Below are 14972 nucleotides of genomic sequence, written 5' to 3'. Positions count from 1 at the left end.
TCCTTAATCCTCGTTGCCCGTTACTTCCTCTACGCTGACTATATCCTTATCGACAACGCGGTGGATATTAACACGTGTAATACGTAAACGGGTGGATTCTTCCACTTCAAATATATAGTTATACACCTGAACCTTTTTACCCTTGATAGGATTTCCTTCCAGCTCCTTAAACAACCAACCCCCGATGGAGTCGACCTCATCATCCTCGATGATGACACCAGTTAGATCGTTAACGTCCTCAATGAGCATTCGTCCATCGACCGAGATGATATCTTCCTGAATCTCTACATCTGGGCGCTCGTCCTCAAACTCATCGTATAAGTCACCAACGATTTCCTCCAGAATCTCTTCTGCCGTCAACATCCCTGCTGTTCCACCATATTCATCAACAACAAGCGTGAGCTGGGCATGCTTCTTCTGCATCAAGCGTAAAACCTGACTGATCTCCATGGATTCCGGAACATTCAATATCGGACGAATGAGTGAAATCAGATCTTCCTGTTGTACCCTATCTGCGAGTAGAAGATCCGTAATATGAACGAAACCAAGAATCTGATCTTTGTCTTCTACAGCAACAGGATACCTTGAATGCTTCGTATCATTAACAATCTTCAGGTTTTCTTCGAGCGTATTATTCGTAAACAAGCAATCCATATCCGTACGTGGCAGCATAATTTCGCGTGCCAGCAAGTCCGAAAATTCAAAGATGTTATCCATTAGCTTCATCTCATCTTTGTCGATCACTCCACTTTTAGCACTCTGATTCATTAATATGCGGATTTCCTCTTCAGAATGCGCAGCTTCTGATTCATTCGCAGGCTGAACACCAACAAGACGAAGTAATCCATTCGCAGAAGCGTTCAGAACCCAAATGAATGGGAAAAATATTTTATAAAAAATCATTAAAGGAGCAGACAAAAGTAATGCCGTTCCCTCCGTTTTTTGAATTGCAAGTGATTTAGGTGCAAGCTCTCCAAGTACAATATGCAAAAAGGTAATGATACAGAAACCGATAATTACGGAAACTGTGCCAATGAGAGTTGTGTCGGTAATTCCCATTCGAAACATAATTGGTTCCACTAGTAGTTCAGAAATAGCAGGCTCCCCTACCCAGCCTAGACCGAGTGAAGCCAATGTTATACCGAACTGAGTAGCAGACAAGTAGGCATCCAGCTTATTGTTCACTTTCAGGGCATAACCAGCCAGTTTATTTCCTTCACTAACCATTTGCGTAAGCCGGGATTGACGCATTTTCACAAGTGAGAACTCCGCTGCGACAAAAACCCCGTTAAAAAATACAAGCATTAGAACCAAAAAGAGGTTTAGAAAAAGTTTTCCTATCTCAATCTCCCCGTCCAATATGAACTCCCCATTCCTATAATGTGTTTGCTTTCCTTATGGTAAAATTAAGATCTTTATAATACATATCGGCTACCAACAGATTGGGTCCACAGCATCCCACTGCATCACAATGACAATTAACGGTTTGATTTAGTGGATGTCCTGTTTGCCATTCCGTAAAAATGTCATCCAGCCCACGGCTCTGAATGTTTCCAAAAGGGGCGATGTCCGCAAAATCAGTTACATATACATCACCTGAGAATAGATTTACGTTAACACGGTTACGTCCATCTGGATCGTTGCGTACCGTTACATTACGCTCATTCGATAAACGACGGATCAATCGTAAGTCTTCTTCATTATCGTTACAGGCGTAGAAAGGAAGTGTACCAAATAACATCCAAATATCCGGATCACGCGAATCAAGCAAATGGTCTATCGCAAGTCTCATTTCTCCAAGAGATAACACTGGGAGCTTCGAGGCAAAGTTAGATGCATACATAGGGTGAACTTCATGGCGTTTACAGCCCATCTCTTTGATTAGTTTATGGATTTCACCCAGCTTCGTATGCGTGCGATAATTAATCATCGATTCTGCAGATATAAACATCCCGGCCTCACTGAGTTTACGCGAATTTTCCATCATAGTATCGTAAAGGCGGTAAGCCGTCTCTTTCGGAACTGGGTGAAGCGTATTAGCAAAACCAACTTCATGGAAGTCGTCGCCATTCAAATAATTAAATGAAATATGCATCACGTCCAAATAAGGAAGCAACTTTTCATACCTGCTAATATCCAGCGTTAAATTAGAGTTAATCTGAGTACGAATACCCCGTTTCTTGGCATACTGAAGCAGAGGTACGATAACCTCATCCACTGTTTTTTCACGAAAAGAGGGTTCTCCTCCAGTTAAACTGATCGTCTGAAGGTGCTCCACTTCGTCAAGACGCTTCATCATTAAATCCAGCGGCAGAAACTCCGCTTCTTTCATCACAAGCATATCGCCCACAGCACAATGCTCACAGCGCATATTACATAAATGAGTGACAGTCATTTCGACACTAGTTAGCACATGCTGACCATATGTACGAAGAGAATCGATCGGGTCCCATGGATCAAATCTAGGGGTAATAGGTGTTAATGATGACTTTGTATTCACAGTATTCATATTTCCTCACCTTACTTCTTTATTTAAACCAAATAAATGAACTACTCTATATCATACCACGAAGTCGATGAAATCACCTCTGCCACTCATGACTTCTTTTCTAAAGCGCACCAGCTTAAGGAGTTTCAACCTGCTTATTTTCGCGTTCCTCTGGTGCTGAACAGAACTTTGGCATCCACCAATTGGCATTTCCGAGCAGCTTCATTAAGGCTGGCACCAACATCATTCTGACAATCGTAACATCAATGATAACGGCCGTCGTTAGCCCAAGGCCAATAGCTTTCATCACTTCATTATCTGTAAAAATAAAAGCACCGACAACGGCAACAAGGATACATGCTGCTCCAGTAATTATACCTCCTGTTTGTTGCAAACCTGTTATGGTACTTCGTTCATTATCTCCAGTGCGCTTGTAAGCTTCCATAATACGCGAGAGCATCATCACTTCATAATCCATAGATATGCCGAACACTACACAAAATATTAAAACAGGAAGAAGTGCAAATACGCTTCCGGTATAACTAACTTGAAAAAAGTCTGCCCCATACCCATGCTGAAACACAAGCACAACGATACCGAGGCTGGCTCCAAGACTAAGGACATTCATAAGGACCGCTTTTAGAGGCAGAAGCACGGAACGAAAAGCAGCGAACAATATTAGATATGTCGTTACGAACACGAAGCCAATTACAAAGGGAAGTCCTGTAAGAATTCGATCCATAATATCCAATTTATAGGCAGGTGAACCGGTAACAAATATGTTCATCCCCTCTGGCTGAATGCGGCGTATCTCCTTTATTAGTTTCATCGTACGTTCATCTGTCTCCCCATACTCAGGAACCACAGCGACTACGATAGCCTTTCCCATTGCTACATGTCTGCTCTCTATTTGCTGCCGAACTCCTGGCGTCAATGCCTCATCCACAGACTTAGAACCCGTAATGAGACTTGCATAACTCTCTACTCTGTTCACATTCGGAAGTTTTCGCAGAGAAGACATATAGGCCTTTACTTGTTTTACACTAAGGGGATCATCAAATGATTGGCTAAGTACAGCAGCAATTTGAATCGAGTTTATTTCTTTGACTTCATACACCTTTTTCATAAGCTCTGTACCGTAACGTGATTCATATGTTGGAGGAAGCATTTCAGACGAAGGTATCCCAAGCTTCATATTCGCAGCAGGAAGCATTGCTGCCACAAGAACCACCATGACCAGCATTACTGTCACAACTGGCCTAGCCATTACAAGATGGATTGCACGGCCAAACAAATCACCACGTTTTGCTCCCAAGCGTGATGGTCCTCTTAATAATTTTATTGGCAAAGCATGGATTCGATGTCCCATAATACCTAACAATGCAGGAAGTAACGTACAAGCTGCCAGTACAGAAACCATGACTACCAGCATTCCACCTAGAGATAGGGAATAAAATACGGGCAAACGGATGCCATTTAGAGCAAATAGCCCTGCCCAAACAGCAAGGCCAGAGAAAAGAACTGCCTTTCCAGCAGACCTACATGTGTTAACCAGAGCTTCTTCGGTACTTTTACTCTGTAGCTCTTCACGAAAACGGCTTACCATGATTAAAGCATAATCAATACCAACGGCTAAACCTAGCATGGTCACCATATTTGGTGTGAAATTACTTATAGAATGGTCAGCAAGCGCAAAAAAATAAAGAATGCCCATCGTGATGGTAACACTGGATAACCCGATAATAAGGGGCGCCAATGCCGCCGGTAGCGTTCGAAATATAAACAGAAGGATCAGCAGAGCGATGGGAATCCCCCAGATTTCCGCATGGACTATATCACGCTTGACAGCCATATTCAAGTCACTATATACCGCTGTATTGCCGGCAATGTATGTATTCGTTCCACTAACTTGAGGTACAGCCGCCCTTATGGTGTCAAACTGCTGAAGGGCCTCGGAAGGCGTAAGGTTAAGAAGAACGGTTACTGCTGTAATTCCGTCCTCGCCAGCCTTGCGAGTTACGATGCTTGTATACATGTCCTTCACAAATGGCTTGCTTCGTAATGAAGACAGTTCCGACCAAATCCGTTGCTGAGATGCCGTTGTTGTCAAATTTTCACCCTTGATACTCTCCATCACAATTTCAATGGATGCCGAGGACATACCTAGCTGCTTCTCCAATACCTCAATACCTAAGACAGAGGAACTGCCTTTTGGAGCAAAGCCATTTTCATGAAGAAGTGAAGGTGTACGATACGCGAACAAAGCTAGAAAACATAACAAAAAGATCCATAAAACAACGACCGCCCAGCGATAGCGGAACATCACACTCCCCCATGACCGAACATTTTCTCTGTGTCGTTGTTTCATGGATCTGCCCCCTTGTCCCCTGTAGAGAAATGCTAGCTCACTTTACTCCTTCAACTCCGGTAATAATGACCGACAAGGATTTAGCGAGATCCAATTCATAAGGAACTTGTAAAGTTTCTCCTGATGGATTCGTAATAACACGTACAACTGGACGATGTGGTGTATCCGAATTAATCCTTGCGACAACCCCCATCTCACCTGTACTCAAATTCACCATAATTCCAGGTGGATAAATGGCTACTTTGTCGCGAAAAATTTCAAGAATACGCTGACTATATAACGTACCAGAACCTGCATAAAGAACCTCTACTGCTTGATGCGGCAGCATTGCTGGCCTATAGATCCGGTGCGAAGTTAAAGCATCATACGAATCAGCAAGTCCCAGCAGCTGAGCATATTCATGAATCTCACTACCTTTTAAACCACGGGGATAACCAGATCCATCATAACGTTCATGATGCTGCAGCGCACAGTGAGCAGCAAGAAGTGGAACGTTAGGCTCATCTTTTAAGATGCGAAAACCAATTTCCGCATGGGCACGCATCTGCCGATATTCTTCGTCATCAAGCTTTTGTGGCTTGAACAATAATTTTTGAGGAATCTGTGTTTTACCAATGTCATGCAAAAGTGATCCCAAGCCAAGCACCATCAACTGATCTTTGGAATAACCAACCGCGATCCCCAAAACGAGTGTATACACACATACGTTAAGAGAATGCTTATACAGATAGTGATCTGTTGTATTCATATCCATTAACATAATCATGGAGTCTTCTTGAGAGCTAATATCTTCAATGATAGACTCCATCACTCCAGAGAATTCCTTACCTAAGTGGTGATAACCTTTCGTAATAGAAGATGCGCTTGATAGTCGTTGAAAGTTATGACGTAATTTCTGAAGAGCATTTCGACGCGTCTCCTCCTGTAGCATTTCTGGAATATGTATGCCTTCAGACAGATGATCCTCTATGTATACATAACCTATATCCAGTTCCACGAGACGACGAATCAGATGTGGTGTTAATTCGACACCATCCGCTAGCAGAATAACACCTTCATCATTGTATATTTTTTTACCTATTTTCATTTTTTCACGAAGCAACTGCACAGGTAACAAACGCAAATAAATCCTCTCCTGCCTTTAATCTCGTTTGAGTATTGGCCTAACAGCTGTCTATCAATATCAAGTATGCCAACATCCTTCGAGAGACAGAAATTATCCATTTAACTATATCGTCACAGCAGCATTAACGCATTATAAACAACCAGAAAACAGCCGCAAGTATAAACCGATAAATTGCAAAGTGGGTCAATCTGATCTTTTGAATAAATTTCATGAAAATCTTAACGACCACATAAGCCACAACAAAAGCGACAATAAAACCGATGACAAACATGCCAAGTGTATCCTTTGTCATATACTTATAAGAGTCTAAGAGCTCATAACCTGCTGCGGCACACATAATAGGAATAGCAATCAAGAAAGAGAAGTCAGCCGAAGCTTTATAACTAGCTCCGCTAAGCATACCTCCAGAGATGGTTGCTCCCGAACGAGAGAAGCCTGGCCATAGAACAGACAAAATTTGATAAATTCCGATCATAAACACTTGCTTATAGGTAAGGTCATCCATTTCTTCAGCTGTAATTCTAGCCTTAGATTTATTAAACCATTCTGCGAAAATCATAAACAAGCCGCCTACTACAAGTGCCCAAATAACTGTACTTGCACTAAATAAACTTTTAATGAAATCCCTAGCAAAAAACGCTACGATCAGTGCAGGAGCAATACCAATAATAATGTGAAGCAAGTTCAATTTTTTCGCTGGGAATAATCCCCCATGAGTTCGCTGGCTTTTCTTAATGCCGAGTAGGTCCAAAATTCGACGCCAATACACAATCGCTATCGCCAGAATTGCACCAAGCTGAATAACAATCTCAAATGTCTTCATCGTTGGGTCTTGATCGTTATACCCTAACAATTTAGATGTCAAAATCATATGGCCGGTTGAAGATACTGGAATAAATTCCGTTATGCCTTCTACGATGCCCAAAATTATAGACGTAAGTGTGTCCATGTTCTCCTCCTCAAAATAACATCTTCTTATCTAACTTCAATCCATCTTTTCTGCTGAATTTGATCCAGACTACCTGGGCGTTGCAATTCTAGACGAAGTAAGTCCCTTATAAATTCCGGAAGAAAAAATGCAGCATCCCTTCCTTTTGATATGTTCTCATAACCAATCCCGAACGTGAACATATCTAGAGTTCCGACTTCATATGCCTGCTCCATAAGCAGAGGAGTTCCATTCAGTGTGATTTGGACTACTCTATCATAAGGGATTCTACTGGAATCATACAAGACTTCCATACCGTCAATAGCAATATTACCAAGTATTTCGCCTCGGAATCCAAATCCTCGAATCTCTTTTTGTTGATATTCTTCGAGTAAACTCTGTTCCAATGTCGCTTTTATATCATGCCCCTTCAGAAAAATGACACAAGAATTAATGGGAGAAGGACATAACTGATGGAGCAGCCCTGTCGTGATCTCCCCAGAAGGCAAGTCTCCCAGTAGCTGACCTGTATTAACAATGGACAGGTCTGTTTGGGTAAATTGCCGTACCGATTGTGCTAACAGATTGCCAAAAGGTGATTCTTCATCATAACGAATGGAAATAGGCTGTTCTGTGATGACTACACCATCACCAAGCGATTCCTCTGCTCTTATACGATGCGTTACAAGTGCATTGCTCACTTGTTCATCAAGTATATCTGTATTTACTTGCAAACACTCGCCTTTGATAACCTTGAACAATCCATCCGACTGTTGCTGCATCACCACTTTGCCTACATATTGTCCAAATTTCCCAGCACCACAGACCGTAGTTTGTCCAATTAAGAGTGGTTCTTCTAGAAGATGATGCGTGTGTCCGCCCAGAATGAGGTCAATTCCTGGCACATTCTCCGCAAGCCCTTCGTCCGTTGTAAGTCCTAAATGGGATAATACAATCACAATATCCACTTGAGGTCGTAACCATTCAACCTGAGTACGTATCGATTCAAGAGGATCCAATGAACTCCAACCTATTAATTGATAAAACGTGTCATATGGTGCGGTTGCTCCTGTAATTCCAATACGGATACCGTCTCGCTCTAAGATTGCATTTGGCTTCATCCAGCAAGGAGGCTCACCACTGGTTTGCTCTATGATGTTAGAGCATATAATAGGGGCCATAAGACCCGCATAAGTATTCGATAGTACTTCAGGTGTGAGGGTAAGCCCTTCATTATTCCCGATTGTTACAGCATCATATCCACTAAGGTTCAATATATCAACGTTAACGGCACCCATAGTACCTTCGGTTTCGACAGCGGCTCGGTCCATATGATCACCAATATCTAGCACAAGTAGAGGACTACCTTTAGCTTGCTCCCTTTCGTGGGTAATCAGAGCAGCGATTGAACTCACTTGTTCAAAATGGCTGTGAATGTCGTTGGTATGCAATATCGTAATAGACTTCGGCTGATCCAACCGCATGATTGTATCCTCCCCTTCTCCACGTTTAACCTGCTGCTTTACTTCTTGTCACTAAGGCATAAGCATAACATTTTCATACCGATTATGGTATATTGAAGACCTAAAAACAACCATGTCCGAGGTGGAAAAAATGCAATTACGTATTCAATTATTTGCCGGTCTTGCAGAACGGCTTCAAACATCAGTACTCAACTTTACTATAGAAGAATCGTCAATCCAAGCCGACCAGTTGAAAATAAAGCTCTCCGAAGCTTATCCAGAGGCAACGGCACAGATCGCTGTCTCTTTCCTCGCCGTCAATCAGGAATATGCTCCTGCTACGACGCTTATTACGCAAAATGATGAAATTGCCCTAATCCCACCCGTCTCAGGAGGAGATGGACAAGACAACAAAACCGTTCAATCGGAAGACGGTCTGTATTCCATTACGGAAGAACCATTGTCAATTGAAGAAGTGACGTCTAAAGTCCTTCATTCTAACCATGGAGCTACACTTTCTTTTATCGGCACGACACGTGAAATGACCGGAGCTCAACGCACCGTTCATTTAGAGTATGAAGCATATATTCCTATGGCATTAGCACAGCTACAAGCGATAGGAAAAGAACTCAAAGAACGCTGGCCTGACGCGATTTGTGCGATTTCTCATCGCATTGGCACAGTCGATATTCAAGGAATTAGTGTAATCATAGCCGTCTCAACAGGACATAGAGATACCTGTTATCAAGCTAGTCGTTTCGCAATCGAACAACTCAAGAATACAGTCCCTATTTGGAAAAAAGAAATATGGGAAGATGGCTCCGAATGGAAAGGTCATCAGACTGGGCCTTGGGACCCAACCACTTATCCTGTTATATAACAATATTGGCGTTGTAAATCCAAATTTTTCTTGTTATGATATTTGACATAAACCATGTCGAATTTTGAAAGAACGAGGTGACTTTTGCTTGAAAGTGCATGTCACGGATTTGAAGCCAGGGGATCTTCTGCAGACAGACACCTATAATGAGTTAGGACTGCATGTATTGCAGAAGGGCACTTATCTACAAAGTGAAGAAATCAGTAAGCTGATGCAGCACGGAGTGAATTATGTTGACATAGAGACTGCTTTCATCGCTGAAGAAGCTGATCGTTCTTTTGACATCCATCCTCTTCAGCAGGAATTACTACTCAGAACCAAACCTCATCTCGAAAACGCTGTAAACGGATTTGAGTCTCTTTTTATTGAAGCATTAGCGACTGGAAAATTTAACAACACAGTCGTTGATGACATCTTAGAACCTCTCATCGACCAATTGAAAGAACAGAAAGACGTTGTATCACTAATGCTCGCTTTTAACCATGAGGACGACTATACGTACAACCACTCCATGCAGGTAAGCATACTATCTTACTACATAGCTACATGGCTCGGTTACTCCAAGAATGAGCCTATGCGGCAGGGAGAGCAGGTTATCTACATGATGTTGGTAAATGTATGATTCCCGGAAGCTTGCTAAATAAGCCAGGCAAACTAACAGCAGAAGAATATAAAGAAATGAAACGTCATACCGTCTACGGCTATGATATTATACGGGACTCCACTTCAGATGAGGTATCCGCTCTCGTCGCACTTCAGCATCATGAACGTGGCGACAGTAGTGGCTATCCGAATGCTCGCGGAGAGAATGATATCCATCCATTTTCCCAAATCACCGCAGTGGCCGATGTATTTAGTGCCATGACTACAAACCGTGTATATCAGTCCAAGCAGGAATTACTAGCTGTTCTACGGGAGCTGTATGGCCTCAGCTTTGGCAAACTGAGCGCTAAACCTACTCAAATCTTTATTAGACATATGATTCCGAACTTTATTGGCAAGAGAGTACTGCTAACTTCAGGTGAGAATGGTATTATCGTTATGACCAATCCGGCCGATTTCTTCCGTCCATTGGTGCAAACTGATGAACGGTTTGCTAACTTATCTACCGAACGTGAAATTTCAATTGAACAAATTTACATGTAACAACGGCTATAGCATGTCTCCTTCAAGGGGACCTGTTTTTTAATCTATCCTTATAGAGATAACGCAAATAAATAACAAAAGTTCGGGAATGATGATACTAAGTCAAATAAGAGGTGAACATAAAATGATCATTGCATCCAGCCAAATCAATACAACAGATAATGACTTGTACTGCAATCAATGTCAAAAAGAAGCTGCGAACGTTAATCTTTGGTGGACCGATGGAGTAAATGATGATGGTTTAGGATACTGTGAAGTACATGTAGATTGCGCAACATGTGATCAAGAAATTTTACAAAAATCAGCCGTTGGTGAAGTTGATAACGTAGAAGAGGCTATAGAAATTCTTGAATCGATGTAATCGAGCCAGTAAGCTAGCTCAATATTTACAATAAAAAGGACTCTGCTAGTTCTGCAGAGTCCTTTTTATTGACTATATTTAGAAGTGTGGTATTAATTTAACCGATACTGCCTTCCATGTCATGCTTAATTAACCCATGCTTTATATCTTTTCACAAGCTCAATGGGTGCTGTCATTATTGCGCCTATGCGTGCAGAAACGACAGAAAAAAACCAACAATTATTAATTGTTGGCTCAATGTGCTTGTCGTAAGTGTTAGTGCACCCTCAAGCAAATCGATTTTAGCATCCTCAGTCTCGCAAGATATACTCGATTCGCTTATCTGGCAAGAACCAGATCACAGCAACAAGTACAAAAAAGAAGCCGGATATCCAAGGACTAACATATGCTGTCAAGACCGCGATCAAGTAGAGTAAGGGAGATAATTTTCCCTTACAGTTTTTGCCCATCGCTAGAACAAATGAGGAATCACTCGAATGTTGGTTAATAATCGCGCGCTGAAGCAGCCAGTATGCAAGCGCTGCAAGTAATAAAACAATACCGTATAACGCTGTTGGTGTGGCAGCAAAATGGTTCTCCCCCATCCAAGCTGTCGTGAACGGCACAAGGGATAACCAGAAAAGTAGCAATAGGTTAAGCCACATCAACCGACCGCTCATCGTTCGAACCATGTGCAGCAGATGATGATGATTGTTCCAGTAGATGCCAACATATACAAAACTAAAGATGTAGCTAATAACCTTTGGGCCAAGTTCGATCAATGCATGCCAGTCATGACCTTCCGGAACTTTAAATTCCAGCACCATGATCGTAATAATGATTGCCAACACACCATCGCTGAACGCTTCCATCCGATTCGCTTTCAGAGTAATTCACCTTTTCTCGCTTCGCGCTCTTTAATCAATGCAATATCAATAAATTAACACAATCCTTCATCTTTTCAAGTAAAACTTTCACGAAGTGAAATTTTATATTCCAACAGATCTTAAGTAAGAAGTGGACACATATCTCGATATAACTAACAAAAAATAAAAGACGAACTTAAAAAGTTCGCCTCCTACACAAAGCGAGAAAACTGAATCGGCACGAATTCGGCACGACCCAAGTTTTCTCTTATAATTTCAGCTTACAAACGTTGTTGTACCAACATTTGTGGCGTATTAACCGATACTGCCTTCCATTTCGTGCTTGATCAAACGGTTCATTTCGACGGCGTATTCCATTGGAAGTTCCTTCGTGAACGGCTCGATAAAGCCCATAACGATCATTTGCGTAGCTTCTGCTTCCGTAAGACCACGGCTCATCAGATAGAACAATTGCTCTTCTGAAACCTTGGATACTGTAGCTTCATGCTCAAGCGTAATATTATCGTTCATGATTTCATTGTAAGGAATCGTATCTGACGTTGATTCATTATCCATGATCAGTGTATCACACTTGATATTGGCTTTAGCACCTTCTGCATTACGTCCAAAGGATGCAAGACCACGGTACGTTACTTTACCACCGTGCTTACTAATCGATTTGGATACGATTGTAGAAGTCGTGTCTGGAGCCAAGTGATGCATCTTAGCACCAGCATCCTGATGCTGACCTTTACCTGCAACAGCAATTGACAATACCATACCTTTAGCGCCGCGACCTTTTAGGATAACTGCTGGATATTTCATCGTCAGTTTGGAACCGATGTTACCATCAACCCATTCCATCGTTGCATTTTCTTCTGCAACAGCACGCTTCGTAACCAAGTTATAAATGTTAGGAGCCCAGTTCTGGATCGTTGTATAACGAACACGAGCATCTTTACGAGCAATAATCTCAACAACTGCGCTATGCAGGGAGTTCGTGCTGTAGATTGGAGCTGTACAACCTTCAACGTAGTGAACGAAACTTCCTTCATCAGCGATAATCAATGTACGCTCGAACTGACCCATATTCTCCGAGTTAATACGGAAATAGGCTTGCAGTGGAACTTCACATTTGACGCCTTTAGGAACATAAATGAAACTTCCACCTGACCAAACTGCACTGTTCAAAGCTGCAAATTTATTATCAGAAGGAGGAACGATCGTTGCAAAATACTCCTTGAACAGCTCTGGATATTCTCTTAGTGCTGTGTCAGTATCTGTAAAGATAACGCCTTGATCTTCTAGTTCCTTTTGCATACTGTGGTAAACGACTTCAGATTCATACTGAGCCGATACACCTGCTAGGAATTTCTGTTCAGCTTCCGGGATACCTAATTTATCAAACGTTTCTTTGATTTCAGAAGGAACCTCTTCCCATGTCTTCCCTTGCTTCTCAGACGGTCTAACATAGTACTGGATATCTTCGAAATCCAGGTCATCCATATTTCCGCCCCACTTCGGCATAGGCATTTTCTCAAATTGCTCCAATGCCTTTAGACGAAAGTCTAGCATGAATTGCGGTTCATTCTTGATTTTGGAAATTTCAGTTACAACTTCACGAGTCAAGCCTTTACCTGTTTGAAATATGGATTTATGTTCATCACGGAACCCGTATTTATATTCTTCTTCAACAACTTCTGGCGATTTCTTAGCCATGGGTAAAACCTCCCTATTTAGTGAATCTCTTCTTCATTAATTCCTTTGCGCAGCGCATTCCAAGCCAGTGTTGCACATTTGATGCGAGCTGGGAACTTGTTTACTCCAGAGAGGGCTTCAATATCTTCATAATCGTCAAACTGGACATCTTCTCCCTGCATTAGCGAAGAAAAACGCAAAGCCAAATCTTGTGCTTCTTCCACGGTTTTGCCTTTAACAGCTTCCGTCATCATTGATGCTGAAGACATACTGATGGAGCAGCCATCACCTGTATACTTGCAGTCCTTCACAATTCCATCTTCCACTTTAAGCTGTAATGAAATTTTGTCACCGCAAGTTGGATTGTTTAAATCCACTGTAACGGCTCCATCTTCAAATTTACCACGGTTACGTGGGTTTTTATAATGATCCATAATGACACGTCGGTATAAATCATCAAGTTGCATCGCCAAAGTACTCCTTTGTCTGGATTAAGGCGCTGATCAAACGGTCAACATCTTGTTCAGTATTATAGAGATAGAAACTGGCACGAGCGGTAGAACTGGCTTCAAGCCAGCGCATTAAAGGCTGACAGCAGTGATGTCCTGCACGAATAGCTATTCCGCTAGCATCTAGCACGGTAGCTACGTCATGTGGATGTACCTCGCCCAAGTTGAATGTTACAAGTCCTACTTTGCGATCACGAGGTCCATACAATTTCAGGCCACTGATTTCAGATAACCGATCCATTGCATACATGGCCAGTTTACTCTCATGCTCTTCAATCTGGTTCATACCAATTTCCTCAAGGAAATCAATAGCAGCACCAAGACCTACCGCTCCCGCTATAATCGGGGTGCCACCTTCAAATTTCCAAGGAAGCTCTTTCCAGTTTGAATCATACAGGCCTACCTCATCAATCATTTCTCCGCCAAACTCTACCGGTTCCATGGATTCAAGCAGCGCCTTTTTGCCGTACAATACACCGATACCGGTCGGACCACACATTTTATGACCTGAAAAGGCATAGAAATCACAGTCCAAATCTTGTACATCCACTTTCATATGAGGTGTACTTTGTGCACCATCGACAACCATAACGGCCCCGTGACGGTGAGCAATCGCAGCAATTTCTTTCACTGGATTGACTACGCCCATTACATTAGACACATATGCCATCGATACGACCTTAGTATTGCTATTCACTACTTTTTCAACCTCAGGTAAGGTAACCGTGCCATCCGGTTGAAGCGTTACATATTTTAGCGTAGCGCCGGTAGCTTTCGCTACCTGCTGCCACGGAATGAGATTACTGTGATGCTCCATAGGTGTTAGGACGATTTCATCGCCTTCTTTGCAAACCGAGCGAGCATACGAAGCGGCAACCATATTCAAAGCAGTGGTTGTACCACGTGTGAAAATGATTTCCTTCGTGCTCTTGGCGTGAATGAACTTAGCCACTTTCTCTCGCGCGCCTTCATAAGCATCGGTTGCACGGCTACCGAGTGTATGCACACCACGGTGAACATTGGCATTATCAAATTCATAATAATGCTGGAGTGCCTCAATCACGACTCGTGGCTTCTGAGAAGTTGCCGCACTATCGAGGTATACCAAAGGATGACCGTTTATTTCCTGCTTTAGAATGGGAAACTGCTCGAGAATGCTT

At 42.3% G+C, this 14972-nt stretch carries 12 protein-coding genes and 1 pseudogene; 3 read left to right on the top strand and 10 right to left on the bottom strand.

All coding sequences use genetic code 11. The features are described from left to right. Nucleotides 1-3 precede the first annotated feature (3 nt). From JCM16418_RS01100 to JCM16418_RS01075, 6 genes are all read right to left on the bottom strand, one after another. On the bottom strand, nucleotides 4-1305 hold the full coding sequence (locus JCM16418_RS01100) for a hemolysin family protein (RefSeq protein WP_148298714.1): 1302 nt from the start codon (nucleotides 1303-1305) through the stop codon (nucleotides 4-6). 70 nt (nucleotides 1306-1375) lie between these two features. Next, entirely contained in the window at nucleotides 1376-2509 is a 1134-nt protein-coding gene (yfkAB, locus tag JCM16418_RS01095) for a radical SAM/CxCxxxxC motif protein YfkAB (protein WP_036645328.1), read from the bottom strand. Nucleotides 2510-2624: 115 nt separating this feature from the next. After that, on the bottom strand, nucleotides 2625-4856 hold the full coding sequence (locus JCM16418_RS01090) for an MMPL family transporter (protein ID WP_036645326.1): 2232 nt from the start codon (nucleotides 4854-4856) through the stop codon (nucleotides 2625-2627). A gap of 37 nt (nucleotides 4857-4893) precedes the next feature. After that, nucleotides 4894-5979, bottom strand: a complete 1086-nt coding sequence (locus JCM16418_RS01085) for an HD-GYP domain-containing protein (RefSeq protein WP_036645323.1) — start codon at nucleotides 5977-5979, stop codon at nucleotides 4894-4896. Between the two features lie 124 nt (nucleotides 5980-6103). Beyond that, nucleotides 6104-6931 carry an undecaprenyl-diphosphate phosphatase gene (locus JCM16418_RS01080; RefSeq protein ID WP_036645320.1) on the bottom strand — a complete coding sequence of 276 codons (828 nt, stop codon included), beginning with the start codon at nucleotides 6929-6931 and terminating at the stop codon, nucleotides 6104-6106. Between the two features lie 26 nt (nucleotides 6932-6957). After that, nucleotides 6958-8394, bottom strand: a complete 1437-nt coding sequence (locus JCM16418_RS01075) for a bifunctional metallophosphatase/5'-nucleotidase (RefSeq protein WP_036645317.1) — start codon at nucleotides 8392-8394, stop codon at nucleotides 6958-6960. A 130-nt stretch (nucleotides 8395-8524) separates the two neighbouring features. Between JCM16418_RS01075 and JCM16418_RS01070 the strand changes: the two genes are divergently transcribed. From JCM16418_RS01070 to JCM16418_RS01060, 3 genes and pseudogenes are all read left to right on the top strand, one after another. Beyond that, nucleotides 8525-9253, top strand: coding sequence for a molybdenum cofactor biosynthesis protein MoaE (locus JCM16418_RS01070; protein WP_036645314.1), 729 nt, complete (start codon nucleotides 8525-8527; stop codon nucleotides 9251-9253). Between the two features lie 88 nt (nucleotides 9254-9341). Then, a pseudogene (locus tag JCM16418_RS01065) lies at nucleotides 9342-10399 on the top strand (HD-GYP domain-containing protein). A 124-nt stretch (nucleotides 10400-10523) separates the two neighbouring features. After that, on the top strand, nucleotides 10524-10760 hold the full coding sequence (locus JCM16418_RS01060) for a hypothetical protein (RefSeq protein WP_036645311.1): 237 nt from the start codon (nucleotides 10524-10526) through the stop codon (nucleotides 10758-10760). A 290-nt stretch (nucleotides 10761-11050) separates the two neighbouring features. Here JCM16418_RS01060 and JCM16418_RS01055 read toward each other — a convergent pair whose 3' ends face one another. The 4 genes from JCM16418_RS01055 to JCM16418_RS01040 all read right to left on the bottom strand — a co-directional run bounded on the left by JCM16418_RS01055 (nucleotide 11051) and on the right by JCM16418_RS01040 (nucleotide 14968). Further along, the gene (locus tag JCM16418_RS01055; protein WP_036645308.1) at nucleotides 11051-11626 is read right to left on the bottom strand and encodes a TMEM175 family protein; all 576 of its coding nucleotides are present in this window, start codon (nucleotides 11624-11626) and stop codon (nucleotides 11051-11053) included. Nucleotides 11627-11920: 294 nt separating this feature from the next. Next, complete coding sequence (sufB, locus tag JCM16418_RS01050; protein WP_036645305.1) at nucleotides 11921-13324, bottom strand: Fe-S cluster assembly protein SufB; 1404 nt, start codon at nucleotides 13322-13324, stop codon at nucleotides 11921-11923. Between the two features lie 17 nt (nucleotides 13325-13341). Beyond that, nucleotides 13342-13770: a Fe-S cluster assembly sulfur transfer protein SufU gene (sufU, locus tag JCM16418_RS01045; RefSeq protein ID WP_036645302.1), complete on the bottom strand. Its 429-nt coding sequence runs from the start codon at nucleotides 13768-13770 to the stop codon at nucleotides 13342-13344. Beyond that, entirely contained in the window at nucleotides 13760-14968 is a 1209-nt protein-coding gene (locus tag JCM16418_RS01040; protein ID WP_036645299.1) for a cysteine desulfurase, read from the bottom strand. Before JCM16418_RS01040 ends, sufU begins: the two co-directional genes overlap by 11 nt. Nucleotides 14969-14972 lie beyond the last annotated feature (4 nt).

This window comes from Paenibacillus pini JCM 16418 (genome assembly GCF_000576305.1).
Classification (GTDB): Bacteria; Bacillota; Bacilli; order Paenibacillales; family Paenibacillaceae; genus Paenibacillus_AQ; species Paenibacillus_AQ pini.
The sequence above is the reverse complement of the archived record's forward strand: the minus strand, read 5'-3'. Positions and strand labels throughout refer to the sequence as shown.

Coding starts and splice junctions, on each gene's coding strand:
- JCM16418_RS01075 (WP_036645317.1), bottom strand. CDS start 8,394: ATGCGGTTGGATCAGCCGAAGTCTATTACGATATTGCATACCAACGAC.
- JCM16418_RS01100 (WP_148298714.1), bottom strand. CDS start 1,305: ATGCTTGTATTTTTTAACGGGGTTTTTGTCGCAGCGGAGTTCTCACTT.
- sufB (WP_036645305.1), bottom strand. CDS start 13,324: ATGGCTAAGAAATCGCCAGAAGTTGTTGAAGAAGAATATAAATACGGG.
- JCM16418_RS01060 (WP_036645311.1), top strand. CDS start 10,524: ATGATCATTGCATCCAGCCAAATCAATACAACAGATAATGACTTGTAC.
- yfkAB (WP_036645328.1), bottom strand. CDS start 2,509: ATGAATACTGTGAATACAAAGTCATCATTAACACCTATTACCCCTAGA.
- JCM16418_RS01090 (WP_036645326.1), bottom strand. CDS start 4,856: ATGAAACAACGACACAGAGAAAATGTTCGGTCATGGGGGAGTGTGATG.
- JCM16418_RS01070 (WP_036645314.1), top strand. CDS start 8,525: ATGCAATTACGTATTCAATTATTTGCCGGTCTTGCAGAACGGCTTCAA.
- sufU (WP_036645302.1), bottom strand. CDS start 13,770: ATGCAACTTGATGATTTATACCGACGTGTCATTATGGATCATTATAAA.
- JCM16418_RS01080 (WP_036645320.1), bottom strand. CDS start 6,931: ATGGACACACTTACGTCTATAATTTTGGGCATCGTAGAAGGCATAACG.